This window comes from Rhizorhabdus histidinilytica, from assembly GCF_900167915.1.
Classification (GTDB): Bacteria; Pseudomonadota; Alphaproteobacteria; order Sphingomonadales; family Sphingomonadaceae; genus Rhizorhabdus; species Rhizorhabdus histidinilytica.
Map to the genome: position 1 here is coordinate 34868 of NZ_FUYM01000007.1, position 17366 is coordinate 52233.

At 64.8% G+C, this 17366-nt stretch carries 12 protein-coding genes; 10 read left to right on the forward strand and 2 right to left on the reverse strand.

Features of this window, described 5'->3' with window-relative positions; all coding sequences use genetic code 11:
* Positions 1-104: 104 nt before the first annotated feature.
* The 3 genes from B5X82_RS15775 to B5X82_RS15785 all read left to right on the forward strand — a co-directional run bounded on the left by B5X82_RS15775 (position 105) and on the right by B5X82_RS15785 (position 4669).
* Positions 105-2312, forward strand: a complete 2208-nt coding sequence (locus tag B5X82_RS15775; RefSeq protein ID WP_079649138.1) for a TonB-dependent receptor — start codon at positions 105-107, stop codon at positions 2310-2312.
* A 64-nt stretch (positions 2313-2376) separates the two neighbouring features.
* The gene (locus tag B5X82_RS15780; protein ID WP_079649139.1) at positions 2377-3810 is read left to right on the forward strand and encodes an aldehyde dehydrogenase family protein; all 1434 of its coding nucleotides are present in this window, start codon (positions 2377-2379) and stop codon (positions 3808-3810) included.
* A gap of 88 nt (positions 3811-3898) precedes the next feature.
* Complete coding sequence (locus B5X82_RS15785) at positions 3899-4669, forward strand: HpcH/HpaI aldolase family protein (RefSeq protein WP_176152584.1); 771 nt, start codon at positions 3899-3901, stop codon at positions 4667-4669.
* Between the two features lie 38 nt (positions 4670-4707).
* On the opposite strand, the gene B5X82_RS15790 is transcribed toward B5X82_RS15785, so the two are convergent.
* Positions 4708-5718, reverse strand: a complete 1011-nt coding sequence (locus tag B5X82_RS15790) for an AraC family transcriptional regulator (RefSeq protein ID WP_079649141.1) — start codon at positions 5716-5718, stop codon at positions 4708-4710.
* A 396-nt stretch (positions 5719-6114) separates the two neighbouring features.
* Here B5X82_RS15790 and B5X82_RS15795 point away from each other — a divergent pair, with 396 nt between their 5' ends.
* Genes B5X82_RS15795 through B5X82_RS15810 form a run of 4 tightly spaced genes read left to right on the forward strand, consistent with a single transcriptional unit; the run spans position 6115 to position 10223 of the window.
* Complete coding sequence (locus tag B5X82_RS15795; protein ID WP_079649142.1) at positions 6115-6894, forward strand: HpcH/HpaI aldolase family protein; 780 nt, start codon at positions 6115-6117, stop codon at positions 6892-6894.
* Positions 6895-6919: 25 nt separating this feature from the next.
* Complete coding sequence (locus B5X82_RS15800; protein WP_079649143.1) at positions 6920-7783, forward strand: fumarylacetoacetate hydrolase family protein; 864 nt, start codon at positions 6920-6922, stop codon at positions 7781-7783.
* Complete coding sequence (locus tag B5X82_RS15805) at positions 7780-8934, forward strand: L-lactate dehydrogenase (RefSeq protein WP_223811213.1); 1155 nt, start codon at positions 7780-7782, stop codon at positions 8932-8934. Before B5X82_RS15800 ends, B5X82_RS15805 begins: the two co-directional genes overlap by 4 nt.
* 11 nt (positions 8935-8945) lie before the next feature.
* A complete protein-coding gene (locus B5X82_RS15810; protein WP_079649144.1) occupies positions 8946-10223 on the forward strand; it encodes a spinster family MFS transporter in 1278 nt (425 codons plus the stop codon).
* Here the strand turns inward: B5X82_RS15810 and B5X82_RS15815 are convergent.
* Entirely contained in the window at positions 10220-10597 is a 378-nt protein-coding gene (locus B5X82_RS15815; RefSeq protein WP_079649145.1) for a cupin domain-containing protein, read from the reverse strand. The genes B5X82_RS15810 and B5X82_RS15815 overlap by 4 nt on opposite strands.
* A gap of 288 nt (positions 10598-10885) precedes the next feature.
* Here B5X82_RS15815 and B5X82_RS15820 point away from each other — a divergent pair, with 288 nt between their 5' ends.
* From B5X82_RS15820 to B5X82_RS15830, 3 genes are all read left to right on the forward strand, one after another.
* Positions 10886-12244 (forward strand): MFS transporter, encoded by a 1359-nt coding sequence (locus tag B5X82_RS15820; RefSeq protein WP_125723835.1) that lies wholly within the window; start codon positions 10886-10888, stop codon positions 12242-12244.
* Positions 12241-13974 carry an N-acyl-D-amino-acid deacylase family protein gene (locus B5X82_RS15825; RefSeq protein ID WP_079649147.1) on the forward strand — a complete coding sequence of 578 codons (1734 nt, stop codon included), beginning with the start codon at positions 12241-12243 and terminating at the stop codon, positions 13972-13974. Before B5X82_RS15820 ends, B5X82_RS15825 begins: the two co-directional genes overlap by 4 nt.
* An 813-nt stretch (positions 13975-14787) precedes the next feature.
* Complete coding sequence (locus B5X82_RS15830) at positions 14788-17343, forward strand: TonB-dependent receptor (RefSeq protein ID WP_079649148.1); 2556 nt, start codon at positions 14788-14790, stop codon at positions 17341-17343.
* The last annotated feature ends 23 nt before the right edge of the window (positions 17344-17366 follow it).

Sequence of the window (17366 nt, forward strand, 5' to 3'; positions counted from 1 at the left end):
ATGTAAGTAATGTTCTTTGTTATTTTAAAAAATATTCGAGGCTGATCATATTTTCAGCCGGTTAGGAGAAGGCGGCTTTCCAGGCCGTCCGTTGGGGAGGATAGATGATGAACAGCAGTCGTCTTGCTATGTCCGTGGTGCTCGCGCTGGCCGTGAGTGGCCCCGCTTATGCCCAGACCGCCACCGCGCCCGAGGAAGAGGCCGTCGCTATCACCTCGGGCGGTTTCGAGGATATCGTCGTCACCGCTCGGAAAAAGGCTCGAGCGGAAGCGCTGCAGTCCGTGCCGCTGACGATATCCGCGATCTCCGGCGCCCGTATTGAGGATGCGCAGATCAAGAATCTGGCGCAGATGACCGGCTCGATCCCGAACGCGTCGCTCGACGAGGTTGGCGCGGCCAAGGGTACCGCCGCCTTCACCATTCGCGGCGTGTCGATGGGGTCGACGCTGCCGACCCTGGAAAGCCCCGTCGGCGTGTTCATCGACGGCATGTATATGCCGAGCGTCCTCGGCGTGATCACTGACTTCTTCGACGTCGATGGCGTGGAGGTGCTGCGCGGTCCGCAGGGCACGCTGTTCGGCAAGAACGTGACCGCCGGCGCGGTGCTGGTCCGCAGCCGCCGCCCCTCCGACAAATTCGAAGGGTTTGCCCAGGCGTCGGTGGAGACCGGTCTGGAGTATAAGATCGGCGGCGCCATTTCGGGCCCGCTGACCGATACGCTCAAGGTGCGCCTGGCCGGCTATTACAATCACGACAATGGGTGGTTCAAAAATGATTTCGACGGGTCGGATTACGGCCGCGGCACAACCTGGCTGATCCGCCCGACGATTGAATGGGATCCCACACCCGACATCAACGTCATCGTGCGCTACGAGCACGGCAAGTCGACCACGAAGGGTCTGCCCCTTCAGAACTATGCCTTCAACGACCGGCACACCTTCAACTTCGCGCAGGATCACGCGGGCGGCACCCGTCTGCAATGGGATCAGATCACGGCCGAGGTGAACTGGCAGGTCGGGGCAGGCACCATCACCACGGTGACGGGCTATCGCGATAACAAGATCAAGACCGACTACGACACGGCCGGTACGCCGATCCAAGACTATCAGATCAACTATACCAATCCCACCAAGTCGTTCAGCCATGAAGGGCGCTACGCCATCCGTCTGTTCGACTCGCTCGATCTGACGGCCGGCATCTATTATTTCGAGTCCGACATCGAGTTGCTCGAGACCCGGCGTCTGCGCACCGTCGCCAATTTCGCGCCGCGCAGCTACGGCGCGCGTCAGAAAGCGAAGACCTACGCGGCCTTCGTCCAGGGTGACTGGGACGTTACCGACAAGCTCCAGGTCACCGCGGGCCTGCGCTACACCTATGACAAGAAGCATGCCGACGTCGGCCTTTTCACGGCTGCAGCGGATACGTGCGATCCATTGACCGGCCAGTGCGTCTACGCTTTCCCCAATCTGCGCGGGAAATGGGACAGCTGGTCGCCGAAGATCGGCATCAAATATGAGATTGCCGAGGCGGCACAGGTCTATGCTTCGTGGAGCCGCGGTTATCGTGCCGGTGGCTTCACCAGCCGTCAGACCGCGCCCGCCCAGGCGCTGCGCTGGGATCAGGAAGCGACCACAGCCTATGAGCTCGGCTTCAAGGGCGACCTGTTCAACCGCCGCATGCGCGTCAACCTCGCCGGTTTCATCAACAAGGTCGACGACATGATCCGCGTCACGACCACCCCCGGCGCGGCCGGCGTGGTCAACGACACCCGCAACATCGGCGATGCCACCATCAAGGGCGTCGAGTTCGAGGGCCAGTTCATCGTTACCGATCGTCTGCGCCTGAACGGCTATTTCGGCTATCAGAAGGGCCAGTACGATACGATCCGCTTCAGCCCTTACGACGCACCCGGCGAACCGGTCGGCACGATCAACCAGACCGACTATAATCTGAAGCTCGTTCGCCTGTCGCCCTGGACCTACGGTATGGGCGCGCAATATAATCTCCCGATCGGCAGCATGACCCTGCGCAACCGTGTCGACTTCGCTTTCCGCGATGCCTCGTACACGACCGACGACAACCTCTCGCGTCAGAACAGCTTCCAGAGCCTGGATGCCAGCATCGCGCTGGATGTGAATGAGCGGCTGACGCTCACCGCCTATGGCCGCAACCTCACCAACCACGCTTTTTCGGGGCTGGTGGTGCTGATCCCGAATGCACTGCTGCCGCCGGTGCCGCCGGGCCGGCGTGGCAATGTCGGCTGGCTTTCGGAAGGCCGCGTGATCGGTGCCGAAGCCCGCATCAAGTTCTGACCTGGTGGGGAGCCCGCGGCGGATCGTCGCGGATTTCCCCTTTTGAATTCCGAAGGAGAGACACATGCGCGACTATGTCCAGTTCTATATCGACGGCGCCTGGGTCTCTCCGGCCAGCGACCGCCGGCTCGACGTGATCAATCCTGCAACGGAGGCGGTCGCCGGCCGTATCGCGCTGGGCAATGAAACCGACGTGGATCGCGCGGTGAAGGCAGCGCAACGTGCCTTTGAAAGCTTCGGGCAGACGAGCCGTGAGGATCGGCTGAAACTCCTCGATGCGGTCATTGCCGAATATAAGAAGCGCATGCCCGATCTTGCCGCGGCGATCACCGAGGAGATGGGTGCACCCGCCTGGCTTGCCGAGCAAATGCAGGTTTCGCTCGGCCTGATCCACCTGGAGAACGCCCGCAAGGTGCTCGAGACCTTCGAGTTTGACCATTCGATCGGGTCGAGCCATGTGGTGAAGGAGCCGGTCGGCGTCTGCGCGTTCATCACACCGTGGAACTGGCCGCTGAACCAGATCTCCTGCAAAGTCGCGCCTGCGCTCGCCACCGGCTGCGCGATGGTGCTTAAGCCCTCCGAGGTCGCGCCGTTCTCGGGCCAGATCTACGCGGAGGTGATGCATGCCGCGGGCGTGCCGGCGGGCGTGTTCAACCTGGTCCATGGCGATGGTCCGGGTGTCGGCGCCGCTCTGAGCGCACATCCTGGCGTCGATATGGTCTCATTCACCGGATCGACCCGCGCCGGAATCGAGGTGGCCCGTGCCGCAGCGCCCACGATCAAGCGTGTGCATCAGGAACTGGGTGGCAAGTCCCCCAATATTCTGCTCGACGGCATTGATATTGGCGCGGCCGTCACGGCAGGCGTCGAGAACATGATGCTCAATGCGGGCCAGTCGTGCAACGCGCCGACCCGCATGCTCGTCCCGGCCAAGCGGATGGACGAGGCGAAGAGCGCCGCCAGGGCGGCGGCCGAAGCCTATTCGGTCGGCGCACCCGACAGCAACGCGCGGATGGGGCCGGTTGTGTCACAGGTCCAGTGGACCAAGATTCAGGACCTGATTCAGGCGGGAATCGATGAGGGGGCAACCCTTGTCGCCGGCGGCACAGGCCGGCCCGAAGGGCTCGAAAAGGGCTATTATGTCCGCCCGACGGTCTTCGCCGATGTCACCAACGACATGCGGATCGCCCGCGAGGAGATTTTCGGGCCGGTCCTTGCCATCCTCGGCTATGCGGACGAGGAGGATGCGATCTCGATCGCCAATGACACGCCCTATGGGCTGGCGGCCTATCTGTCCGGTCCCGAGCCCGCGCAGCTGCGCCGCGTGATGCAACGGCTCCGGGCCGGGCAGGTATTCCTCAACGGGGCGGGCCTCGATTTTGCCGCGCCGTTCGGTGGCTACAAGCAGTCGGGTAACGGGCGTGAATGGGGCGCCTATGCCTTCCACGACTTCCTCGAGACCAAGGCCGTGATGGGCTTCGAAGCCGCCGCCGAATGATCGGACGGCGCTGAACGATCCGCAGCATAGCGATGCCCAGCCGGCCCGCTGAACCTTTCCCATCCGCCATCGCGCCAAGGAGATGTCGATGAGAGGCAACCCGTTGAAGCAGCGTCTCGCCACTGGCGAGACGGCCTACGGCACCATGGTATGCGAGTTCACGGCCCCCGGCATGCCCGCCGCGCTCCATGCGGCCGGTGCCGAGTTCGCGATCTACGACATGGAGCATACCGGGCTCGATTTCGCCGATCTCAAGCAGCAGGTTTCCTATGGCCGGTCGCTGGGCTTGGTCCCCTTCGCCCGGCCGATCGAGAAGAGCTATTCAGCCGTCACCCGGCTGCTCGACATCGGCGTCCTCGGCCTGATGCTGCAGATGGTGGAGAGCGCCGAAGAGGCCGCCAGGATCGTCTCCTGGACCCGCTATCCCCCGCATGGCGTGCGCGGCTGCTCTTTCGGCCAGTCGCACGACGACTACGCACCCGGCGACTTTCGCGAAAAGATCCGTGTCTCCAACGAACGGGTGATCGTCATGCCGATGATCGAGACCAGACGCGGGCTGGAGGCGATCGACGAGATCCTGGCGGTCGACGGTGTCGACGGCGTCCATCTTGGCCAGTTCGATCTGTCGCTGTCGCTGGACCTCCCGGGCCAGGTCGACCATCCTGCTCTGCAAGACGCGATCGACAAGATCGCCCAGACCGCCGAGCGGCACGGCAAATTCGCGGCTTGCCTGGCAGTCGATCCTGTTACCGCGCGCGACTGGCGCAAGCGCGGTTTCCGCATGATCTCCTGCAATTACGACGTCGGGCTGATGCAGTCGGCGCTGGTCAACTTTATCGCCGCCACGCGGGCCGACTGATCCGGATGCCCGGGCGGGGAATTTCCCCCGCCGGCCGATTAATGGTGGCTGGTGGGCCCGTCGAACACGAAGGCCGGGTGGGTAAGCGGGAAGTTGGCGATCTCGCGGGGCTCGCTCTCGCTCTGGTGGTTGCGGAACTCGGTCGGCGTCACCCCGAAAAAGCGCTTGAAGGTGCGGATCAGCGAGATGTCGCTGGAATAGCCGACCTGATGGGCGATCTCGATCAACGGCGCGCTCTGGTTTCGCAGCATCTGCGCTGCGATCGCCATGCGGACCCTGGTGAGGTAGCGGATCGGCGCCTCGCCGATCGACTTGTCGAATGCCTCGGAAAAGACCGATCGCGACATGCCGACCTTGCGAGCAAGGCTCTCGACCGTCCAGTTGGTCGCCGGCTTGGCATTGATCAGTTGCACGGCCTCGGTGATCCGCGGATCGACGGCGGCGCCCTCCACCTGGCGGACATTGGACCGGCCGGTCATCTCATGGGTGCGGATCACCTGGATCACGCAGACCTCTGCCAGGCGGCGGCTGAGCGCGGCTGACCCGTCGCCGCTGAGCGCCAGCTGGAGCGGGCGCACGCCGCCGAGCGGACCGGCCCAATAAGGCGGTTCACCGGTGCCGCTATGGGTGATTACGACATCGGGTACGGCCCGCTTGATCGGGCCCCAGCGAACCGGTTCGATCTCGAACCGGCCGACGATCATTAGCGCCCGCGGCTCCTGCTTGCCGATCTGGAACCATGGCAGCTGGTCATGGCTGGGCCCGTCAGGCAAGGTTTCGGTGATGCGCATCGAATTGGGGTTCTCGGCGATGGTGATGTTAGCGCCGCCCAATGACAGTACGATGTCGCCGGCCGACAGCCTCACCGCCGACGCTTTCCCTGATGATCCGCCGATATGAAGGTAGGCGGTACCGTCGACCATGAGAAAGCATTGCACCTGTTTGCTTGCCGGGCACTGGAAGCCGGCGTCCACCGCCAGCCGCGCCACCGCCCAGCGTGCTTCCTGCACCGCCACCAGCGACAGGAGGTTCGAAAGATTATCCGTCATTGTCGAGCCTCTTGTCCCTCTCCCACCACGCGGCTTCCGCGCACTGTCCGAGGATCACTATCCGGACAGGATACCAGCTTAGCAACGGAATATCCGTGCTTTGTTTGCTGGCTTATGTCGGAACGTCACGACAAAACTCTCCGGAATGCTGGAAAAGAGGCAAATTATGCCGGTCTGACCCGATTTATTCTATCGGAAGATACTTTCGGTGCTGCAAATCAATGCCGATCATCGGCCTGCGATATCGGCGACGCGCGGGAACCGGCACCGTGTCCGGCGGCCGCTCGGCCGGTTGCACGCCTCCGCCTGACGACGGGATAGCTGAATAGGACGCGCTGTTCTGGCGCCCTCCCGTTCGCAGCGCATAGTGATCCCGACAAGAGGAAGGGAGAGACGATGCGCGGAAATCCGCTGAAGGCGCGGCTGGCGGCCGGCGAGCATATCTACGGCACCATGATGTTCGAGCTGCTGTCGGCGGGTCTGCCCGCGGCGATGGCGGCGGCGGGTGCCGAGTTCATCATCTACGACATGGAGCATTCGGGCTTCGACTATATGCAGATGAAGGACCAGTTCGCGCTGACCCGTGGACTCGACCTCGTCGCGATGGTCCGCCCGCCCGAGAAGAGCTATTCGGCGGTTTCCCGGCTGCTCGACCTCGGGGCGATGGGCTTCCTGCTGCAGATGAGCGAGAGCGTCGCGGAGATACGGGAGATCATTTCCTGGACCCGCTATCCGCCGGAAGGGCGGCGTGGCGCGGTGTTCGGAGGCGCACATGACGATTATGCGCCCGGGCCGATCCCCGAGAAGATGCGGATCGCGCGTGAACGCACTATCATCATGCCCCTGATCGAAACCGCCAGGGGCCTTGCCGCGGTCGACGAGATCGCGGCGGTTGACGGGGTCGACGGACTCCATCTCGGCCAATTCGACCTGACCCTGTCGATGGGCATTCCCGGTCAGTTCGAGCATCCCGATTTCCTGGCGGCGGTGGACAATATCCTCGCCGCCTGCCACCGCCACGGGAAATTCGCGGCCTGCATGGCGATGGACGTCCCGACGATCGTCGATTGGAATGCCAAGGGCTTCCAGCTGACATCCTGCAACTACGACGTCGGGCTGATCCAGGGTGCGCTGCGCTCGATGATCGCCGGCGCCAAGGCTGGGCTGGCCGGATGAAAACCATCGAAAGGGGAGCGCACATATGAAGTTCGTACGATTCGGCCCGCCCGGCCGCGAGCGTCCCGGTTGCATCGATGCTGAGGGGCGGCTTCGATCGTTGGCGTCCTATCTGCCCGATATCAGCCGCGAATATCTCGATCCGGACCGGCTTTCCCGGCTGAAGTCGATCGATCCGCGCGAGTTGCCGATCGTCACGTCGTCCGAGCGGCTTGGGCCGTGCCTGGCCGATGTCGGCAAGCTGGTCTGCGTCGGGCTCAACTATGCCGACCATGCGGAGGAGGCGGGCATGACGGCGCCAGCCGAACCGATATTGTTCATGAAGCCGACCTCGTCGATCGCCGGGCCTGACGACGACCTCCGGCTGCCCCGCGGCGCAACCAAGGGAGACTGGGAAGTCGAGCTGGGCGTCGTGATCGGCCTCGGCGGCAAATATATAGAGGAAGCCGAGGCAATGGCGCACGTCGCGGGCTATTGCATGGTCAACGATATCTCCGAGCGCTGTTACCAGCTCGAGGGAACCGGCCAGTGGCTGAAAGGCAAAAGCGCTGACGGTTTCGGTCCCATCGGCCCCTGGCTGGTCACTGCCGACGAGATCGCCGATCCCCATGCGCTGACGATGAGGCTCGACGTCAACGGGTGGCGTGCGCAGGACGGGACGAGCGGATCGATGATATTCCGCATCCCCTTTCTCATCAGCTACATCAGTCGCTTCATGAGCCTGGCGCCTGGGGATATCATCGCCACCGGTACCCCGGCCGGGGTCGGCATGGGCCAGAAGCCGCCGGTCTATCTGAAGCCCGGTGACGTGATGGAACTGGAGATCGAGGGCCTCGGCCGCCAGCGGCAACGCGTTCTGGCCTGGGACGGGGCGGGCGCGGGCGCGTGAGCCTGGCCGGCACGGTCTCGGCGGACGATTATCGGCGCGCGGCGGGTCGGCGGCTGCCCCGGCTCCTGTTCGATTATATCGATGGCGGCGCCTTCGATGAGGTGACGCTGGCGGCCAATATCGCAGATCTTCGGGCGGTACGGCTGCGACAGCGGGTGATGACGGGGCTTGGCGAACCGCGGCTCGAAACCGCGCTGCTCGGCGAAACGCTGTCGATGCCGCTACTGCTCGGTCCGGTCGGCTTTGCCGGCATGGCCGCGCGGCGGGGCGAGGTCCAGGCCGCGCGGGCCGCCTCCAGGGCCGGGCTGCCCTTCACGCTGTCGACTGTCGGCATCTGTCCGGCCCGCGAGGTTGCGGCGGCCGCTGCGCCGCCCTGGTTCCAGCTCTACATGGTGCGTGACCGGGCTTTCATGGAGCGGTTGCTGGCGCAGGCGTGGGAGGCGGGTTGCCGCAAGCTGGTGCTGACCGTCGATCTGCCCGCGCCGGCGCCGCGCTACCGGGACATGCGGTCGGGCATGTCGTCGACGCTGGGCTTCGCTGGGCGGATCGGCCGCGCGCTGGATGGGCTGACTCATCCGCGCTGGATGGCTGGCGTCTATCTCGGCGGCCGGCCGCATACTTTCGGCAATCTGGCCGACCTCTTTGTCGGGAACGCCGATTTCGCGCGTAGCTGGGACTGGATCCGACACAATTTCGACCCCACGGTCTGCTGGCGCGACATGGCCTTCACGCGGAAGAACTGGGCCGGCGAGATCGTCGTCAAGGGTATTCTCGATCCCGATGACGCTCGGGCCGCCGTCGACGCGGGCGCCGACGCGATCATCGTCTCCAACCATGGCGGCCGCCAGCTGGATGGCGTGGCCTCGACCGCCCGCTGCCTGCCGCGCATCGCCGAGGCGGTCGATGATCGGCTGCCGATCCTGGTCGACGGCGGCATCCGTTCCGGCCTCGACATATTGCGGATGCTGACGCTGGGCGCACGCGCCTGCCTGATCGGCCGCGCCTGGGCGTTCGCGCTGGCGGCGGGCGGTGAGGCGGGGGTGTCGCGCATGCTGGCTCAGATGCGGGCCGAGTTGAGCGCCGCGATGGTGTTGAGTGGTTGCAAGGACGTCTCTTCGGCGGGGCCGCAACTGCTCGATCGGCTGGACTAGGGAAGGTGGGGATGGAGGAGAGGGGCACGGCGAGGGCGGCGCAGATCTGGACGCTGGGGCTCGTCACTATCGTTTACACGCTGAACATCGCCGATCGCTTCGTGCTGTCGGCGCTGATCGAGCCGATCAAGGCCGAATTCAATCTTTCGGACGGTGGGGTCGCCTTCCTGACCGGCACTTCCCTGGCCCTGTTCTACGTTGCGGCCGGTCTGCCGCTTGGCGTGCTCGCCGATCGCACCAACCGGCGCAACATGCTCGCATGGGCGGCGGGGCTATGGTCCTTGTTCACGCTCTTCTGTGGACTGAGCCACAATTTCATATCGCTGCTGATCGCCCGCATCGGGGTGGGAATAGGTGAAGCGGGCGGGTCGCCGCCTTCGCAGTCGCTGCTGGCCGACATGTTTCCGGCACGGGAGCGGCCGATTGCCATGTCGATCTTCGCGTTGGGCACCTCGCTCGGCGCGGCGATCGGCACCGGGGTGGCCGGTTGGCTCGCGGCGATCCATGGCTGGCGCGGCCCGCTGATCCTGTTCGGGCTGATCGGCTTGCCGCTTGCCCTGCTCGTGCGCTTCACCCTGCGCGAGCCGCCGCGGGGCGAGACGGCGGCGGTCGCCAGCCTTTCGGGCAGGGTCGGGCTGCGCGAGACGATGCGCTTCATCGCCAGCCAGAAATCACTGCTGCATCTCCTGATCGGCCACACCATCGTCGTTTTCGCGGGCGGCGGACTTGTGTTCTGGACACCGACCTTTCTGATGCGCTCGCACGGGCTGAGCGTTGCCGAGGCCGGCGGGCTGGTCGGGGCAATGAACGGGGTCGGCGGGCTGGTGGTACTGCTCCTCACCATCTGGGCGATGACGGTGATCGCCCGCCGCGACGTGCGGTGGCAGCTATGGTACATCGCGATTGCCACGGTGATCACGTCGGCGGCGGCGGTTACCGGCTATGCGACAGGGTCGTCCACGCTGATGACGGCGATGCTGTGGCTGTTCATACCCTGCACCTACATCAGCACGGGGCCGACCCTGGCCTTGTGCCAGAGCCTCGTGCCCGCCGCCATGCGCGGCCAGACAATAGCGATCATGCTGTTCACCTCGAACGTCGCGCTGCTGGTGCTGGCGCCACAGTTGATCGGCTCGCTGTCCGATGTGGTGGCGCCCGAACTGGATGATCCCCGGCAGTCGCTTCGATGGTTGCTCGTGTTCGGGGCCGCGACCGGCTTCTGGGGCGCATGGCATCACCACGCGGCATGCCGCACGCTCAAGGCCGATCTGGCCCGCGCCGGGGGTTAGGCGGCGACGGGCTTGCGTCTGGGAAGAAGCTCGACATCGGCGGTGTCGCCGCGCTCGAAAACGATCACCACCTGACAGCCCTCCTGGCCGACCTTGAGAGGGCCATAGCCTCCACCGGCTTTCACCTGCCGCACGTCGCCGGGGCCATAGCTTATCTTGCCGACGGTGATCTGTCCGGCAACGACATATTCCAGATAATTGCACCCGTGGGTATGCGCGGAGTAGGAGAAACCCGGTGGAAAATGGGCAAGCACCATTTGCGGCGCGGCGGGATTATCCTCGTCGGTAGACAAGGTGAAGGTGCGCGCACCGGCCTCGGTCAGGAGCCAGTCGATCTCGCTGGCGAAGATGTCGCGGTGGGTCCTGCTGGTCATGATGGCATCCTCTCGCCACGAAATTGTGGATTGGGCCGGGCATCGTCAACGGCTCCGACGATCGGATAGCCGAAAGCGACGCTCGGTCGCGGGGCACTCCCCGACGGAATAGCACGGCCCCCCGGCGCCAACGACGATCGGATAGCTGAAAGCGACGCACGATCGTTGCCGCCGCCGATCCCCCCTTCCTAGGGTCAGGGCGCGGACAGGGACGGCCTCCATCCGCAAGAAAAGACAAGGCCATGGAGAGCGTTGCATGCCCAATGGCACCCCGATCGGAGCATCGTCATGACCGCGGGAACCGCGACGATCGATGGCGCGACTCCCGTGGTGCAGCCGGATGATCATGATCGGCGGATCGAGGCTTCCATCACGGCGAAATTCGGCCGCAGGGTCATGCCGATCCTGGCTATCATGTGCATGGTCGCCTGGCTTGACCGACAGAATATCGCCTTCGCCAAGCTGCAAATGGTGTCCGATCTGGGCCTGTCCGAATATGCCTATGGACTGGGCGCCTCGCTCTTCTTCCTCAGCTACACCCTATTCCAGCTGCCCAATTCGTTGCTGATCGCACGTTATGGACCGGTGCGCTTCTTCATACCGGCGACATTGGGCTGGGGCGTGATCACGATCGGCATGGCCGCTTCGGACAGCCCGACCATCTTCTACCTGCTGCGCTTCCTGCTCGGCGTGGTGGAGGGCGGCTTCTATACCGGGTCGATCTATCTGCTCACCCTATGGCTGCCTTATGAGCGCCGCGCGCAGGCGAACGGCATTCTGCTGGGGGCCAGCCTTGCCGCCAACATCATCGTCGGCCCCCTGTGCGGGGCGATGCTCGATCTCGACATGGTGATGGGCCTGAGAGGCTGGCAGTGGGTGTTCATCGCCACCGGCCTGCCCTCGCTCCTGCTCGCGCTGGCCTTCCCGCTGCTGATGCCGCCCGGCCCCGACAAGGCCCGTTTCTTCACAGAGGAAGAGCGTGTCTGGTTGCGTGAGCGCCTGGACCGCGAGAAGGCAGCCCAACCCGGCACCAACCCCGGGGTGATGGACGGCCTCGCGCACCCGCTGGTCCTGTTCATGGCCGTGCCGGTATTGGCGATCGGCATCGCCTCGATCGGCATCATCTACTGGCTGCCGACGATCATCGCCGATTTCGGCGTGTCGAACAGCGTCAACGGATGGCTCAACTGCATTCCGTGGATCGCGGTCGTCGCTGGTCTCGTCTGGTGGCCGCGCCGCGCCGAACGGCGGCAGGAGCGCTTCTGGCACGCCATGATCCCGCTGTTCATCTCGGCGGTATCGGCGGTGCTGGTGCCGTTCGCCTCCTGGCCGCCCTTGCAGTTGGCACTGCTTACCCTCTGCACGATGGGGATCTTCGTCGCTCAGCCGATCATCTGGAGTTTTCCCGGCCGCATGCTGCGCAGCGGGGCGGTGGCGGCGATGCTGGCGGCGTGCGGCATGTTCGCCAATGTCGGCGCCTTCATCGGCCAGAATCTGATCCCCTGGATCGCACAGGAAAGCGGCAGCACCCGCGCACCGATGTTTTCCGTGGCTGTCATGGCCCTGCTGGCGGCGCTCTCCGCCGGTTATCTCGTCCGTCGCGCCGAACGGCGCGGCGCCCTGTCTGAAAGTGGATCTGTGCAATGAGCGAAGTCGATCTGGTCATCCGCGGCGGTACCATCGTCGACGGCAATGGGGGCGAGCCGTTCGTCGCGGACCTCGCGGTTCGGGATGGCCGCATCGTCGCGCTGGGGGAAGTCGAGGCGCGCGGGCGCGAGGAGATCGACGCGACGGGGCTGCTCGTCACCCCCGGCTTCGTCGATGTCCATACCCATTACGACGGTCAGATGACCTGGGAAAACCGTACGCTGCCTTCGGCCGCCCATGGTGTCACCACCGTGCTGATGGGCAATTGCGGGGTCGGTTTCGCGCCGTGCCGCCCGGAGGATCGCGACACGCTGATCCACCTCATGGAGGGGATCGAGGACATCCCCGAGCTGGTGATGGCCGAGGGCCTGCCATGGAACTGGCAGACCTTTCCCGAATATCTCGACGTCGTTGCCTCGCGTCCGCGTGACATCGATGTGGCGGCACAGCTGCCCCACAGCTGCCTGCGCGTCTTCGTGATGGGCGAGCGGGGCGCGCGGGGGGAGGCGGCCACTGCCGATGATCTTGCCCAGATGACCCGGCTGACCGAGGAGGCGGTGCGCGCTGGCGCCCTTGGCGTCGGTACCTCCCGGACGCTGTTTCATCGCAGCAGCGACGGCATGGCCGTACCCACCAAGGATGCGGCCGAAGTCGAGCTGGACGCGATCGCCCAGGGCCTGGCCCGCGCGGGGGCAGGGATCATCCAGGTTGCGCTCGACTTCCTGGATGCCGACACGCTGGAGTCCGACATCCGCATGATCGGCCGCGTCGCAAAGGGCTCGGGCCGCCCGGCGAGCTTCAACCTGGTTCAGCTGCCGCAGGCGCCCGAGGCATGGCGGCGGGCGTTGTCCACCGCCGACGAGATCGTGCGTAGCGGCGTGCCGATGAAGGCGCAGGTGCTGGGGCGGCCGACCGGGCTGCTGCTCGGGCTGGAGCTGAGCTATAATCCCTTCTCGCTCTACCCAAGTTACCGCGAGATTGCCGACCTGCCGCTCGAGCAGCGGGTCGCCGAGATGCGGAAGCAGGAGGTCCGCGCCTGTATCCTCAGCGAGAGCCGCACGGGGGAGGCGATCCCGACGCTCGATTATCTCACCCATTTCGACCGGATGTTCCCGCTCGGCGATCCGCCCAACTATGAGCCGCCGCTGGAAAGCAGCATCGTCGCCCGCGCCGCGCGCGAAGGCCGCAAGCCGGAGGAGGTCGTCTATGACGCGCTTCTGGAACAGGACGGGCACGCGATCATGATGCTCGCCTTCGCCAATTATTCGGATGGCGATCTGGAGGTCGTCCGCCATATGCTGCGCGACGACAACACGATCTTCGGTCTGGGCGACGGTGGTGCCCATTACGGCATGATCTGCGACGCGGGCATTCCGACCTATATGCTCACCCACTGGACCCGGGATCGCACCCGCGGCCCCAGGCTGGGCCTCGCCGAGGTGGTGCGCGGCCTCACCCGCGACCCGGCCGAACTGATCGGCCTGCTCGACCGGGGCGTGGTCGCGCCGGGCTACAAGGCCGACCTCAACCTGATCGACTATGATCGGTTGCGGCTGAACAGCCCCAGCGTGATCCGCGACCTGCCCGCAGGCGGTAAGCGCATCATCCAGCGTGCCGAGGGCTATGTCGCGACCATCGTCAACGGCGTTGTCACGCAGCGCGACGGTGAGCCGACCGAACAGCTGCCCGGCCGGCTCGTGCGCGGCCCGCGCGGGGCTCCGATGCGGTGATCGGTTGATCTGAGCCGTGCAGGCCGGCGCCGTTTCTCCCCGGATGCGTGCGAAGCGGGCCGACGCTTCGTCGCCGAATGAGGACGACCATCACTACCGTCCGCCAAGCCGGCGAGTGTCCTCGAGGCGACGCGCTTCACCAGAGCTTGGCTAGTTCCGGGGCGCGGTCATTGCGCCGCTCGGTCCATAGCTTCGCCGAGCTGATCCTCGGAAGAACATTCTCCGCGACGAAGATGACCTTCGTTCCGTCGCGCACCGGCATGAGTCCATGGCTACACTTGGGGGGCGACAGGCCCATCAAGCTCCAAAGATGAGGTCGAGCATCTGCTTCTTCCAGATAGCTATTGATCGATCGATGCCGGACTCGGATTGCGGATATATTCCACCGTCAGACCGCGCGTGACGGCATTGTTGAGGAGTTGCAGGCTTTGATGGACTTCTGCCGCCTCGATCCCGGCTGCATGCAGGATCTTGTAGGCCCAGAGCCGCACGCGCCGGCGGGCGCGCCGACCCGAACGACGTTCGGGCCGCCGGGGCGATAGCCCTTCGCGATGCGGGCGTAGAGCGATGCCTGCCTCCCGAACTTAATCTTGGCTGTCGGGCATACACGGTCATTAGCGGCACAAACATTTTCGAAAGATCGCTCGGGTCTGAGGGAGTCATTGGCCCTGTTGTTGACGGTTTGGCTCTGAGATAATGGCATAAGGGGCGTTTTTGGGCCCAAGACAAGCCAGCCGGAAGAATTTACGAAATTATTTTGAATCGACGAAAATATGTGTAGAAGGAGGGTAAGAAGAAGACGGGGAGAGGAATATGATCGATCGGAGAATTCGTCTGCTGCTGGCTTGCTCCGCGGCAGCTATTTTCGCGTCCGGTGCGGTCGCGCAGACCGTCGGGGTCGATGCCACGGGTGGCGGCTCGGGGCTCGACGAGATCGTCGTCACCGCGCAGAAGCGCGCGGAGAATGTCCAGGACGTGCCGATCGCCATTGCCGCGTTCGGCGGCGAGGCGATCCAGCAGCGCGGCATTTCCGACGTGTCCCAGCTCAGCTCGATCACGCCGAGCGTGGTGCTCGATGCCGGCACGCCCTTCGCCGGGTCGGGCGCGGCGCTGGGCGCGACGATCCGCGGCATCGGCCAGAACGATTTCGCGGTCAACGTCGATCCGGGCGTCGGCGTCTACCTCGACGGCATCTATCTCGCCCGCACCGTCGGCGCCAATGTCGCCCTGCCGGATGTCGAGCGGGTCGAGGTGCTGAAGGGGCCGCAGGGTACTCTATTCGGCCGCAACACGATCGGCGGCGCGATCAACATCGTCACCCATGAGCCGGGCGACGAGTTCCGCTTCAAGGGATCGGTGACGACCGGCCGGTTCGAACGCCTCGACGTCGCCGGCACGGCCGACATTCCGCTGTCGGAGACGCTGAAGTCGTCGATCACCTTCGCCAGCAATCATCGCGACGGCTTCGTGAAGCGTGTGCCTTACACCCAGGCGGGGCCCTATGTGCAGGAACCGAACACGCTGTACCGCGAGGTCGGCTACGACAGCTCCAACCGCGAAGGCGGCGTCGGCGACTGGTCGCTGCGGGGCAAGCTGAAATGGGAGGCCGCCCCCAGTTTGAAGGTCACCGTCACCGGCGACTATTACAAGCAGAACACCTCCGGCCTCCCGAACATCGTCCTCGACGTGCTCGACGATTTTCCGGGCGATCTGGCGGGGCCGGGCGCGCCGCTGGTGCCGGGGTCGGCGCTGACCCCTGGGACGGGCTACAACTTCGCCGGCCTCTATAATTTCTGCATCAACTCGACCCCGGCGCAGATCATGGGGCGCAACGCGCAGTCGATCTGCGGCCCGCGCGGAACCGAGCTCGATCCCTCGACAATCCTGCCGGCGCTGGGCGGCGCGAACGTCGATGCCGATCCGAGCAACAACCGGCTGCCCTATGACGACCGCTGGGTCAGCAGGAACTGGAACCGCAGCTACGCCACCGGCAACAGCTTCGCGCGGTCCAAGACCTGGGGCCTGTCGGGCGCGCTCGACTGGACGCTGTCGCCCGATATCACGCTGCGGTCGATCACCGGCTATCGCGAGATGGAGTGGGCTTCGGGCTTCGACGGCGACAACTCGCCGATCAACTTCCTCCATGTCTCGAACTCGGCCAAGCAGCACCAGTTCAGCCAGGAGTTCCAGCTCGTCGGCGACACCGACAAGCTCGGCGGCAAGCTCAACTATGTGCTCGGCGCCTATTATTTCAGCGAGAAGGGGAGCGAGGACGGCTTCGTCACGATCGGCACCGGGCTCCTCCAGATCGAAGGGCCGATCGACGTCAAGAACCGCAACGTCTCCTTCTTCGGCCAACTCGACTGGCGGGTGAGCGACCTGCTGGGATTCACGCTGGGCGGACGCTACACGTCGGAGAAGAAGGCGTTCGACGCGCGGCAGACCGACTATGCCGGGTTCAACTATGATCTGTTCAACTGCCCGGTGACGGTGGCGATCTGCCCCGGCATCCTCGGCTTCCCCGATCCGAACGATCCGCTGCGGGTCTATCCGCCCAACACGCCGGACCGAAAATTCCACAATTTCTCCCCGAAATTCGGCGTGCAGCTCCACCCGAACGACGATGTGATGGTCTATGGTTCCTACACGATGGGCTACAAGGTCGGCGGCTGGAGCACCCGCTTGCAGAACCCCACCGCGACCGCGCCGACCTTCGACGACGAGAAGGCGAAAACGCTCGAACTCGGCTTGAAGTCGACGCTGCTCGATCGGCGGCTGCGGTTCAACGCCGCGGTGTTCCGGACGATCTACGACAATATCCAGCTCCTCTTCCAGCGCGGCACCAACCCGCTGATCGAGAATGCCGGCAAGGCCACGATCAAGGGCGCCGAGGCCGACCTGACCGCGTCGATCAACGAATATCTGAGCCTGACGATGTCGGCCGGCTATCTCGACGCCAAGCTGACCGAGGTGATCGGCCCGACCGGTCCCGACAGCGTCCAGCTCGGCACGAGCGTCGGCGCGCGGCTGCCGAAGGTGCCGAAGTTCACCTTCAACCTCTCGCCGCGCGTCACGCTGCCGGTCGGCGCGGGCGATGCGAAGCTGGTGTTCCAGGGCGACTATACCCACACCTCCTCGATGTGGAACGACGCCCAGCGGACCTTCCTGCTCAAGCGCCCGACGACCGACGTCTTCAACGCCAGCCTGACCTTCCAGAGCGGCGGGAATTGGTCGGTGACGCTCGGCGGGACCAATTTGAGCAACGAGCGCTATGTCGTGAACGGCGTTGCCCAGAAGGCCGGCGGTCTGGTCTACGGTTCGCCAAATCGTCCGCGCGAATGGTACGCGCGGCTGGGCATCGAATTCTAAACGACAGGATCGGGGGAGGGCAT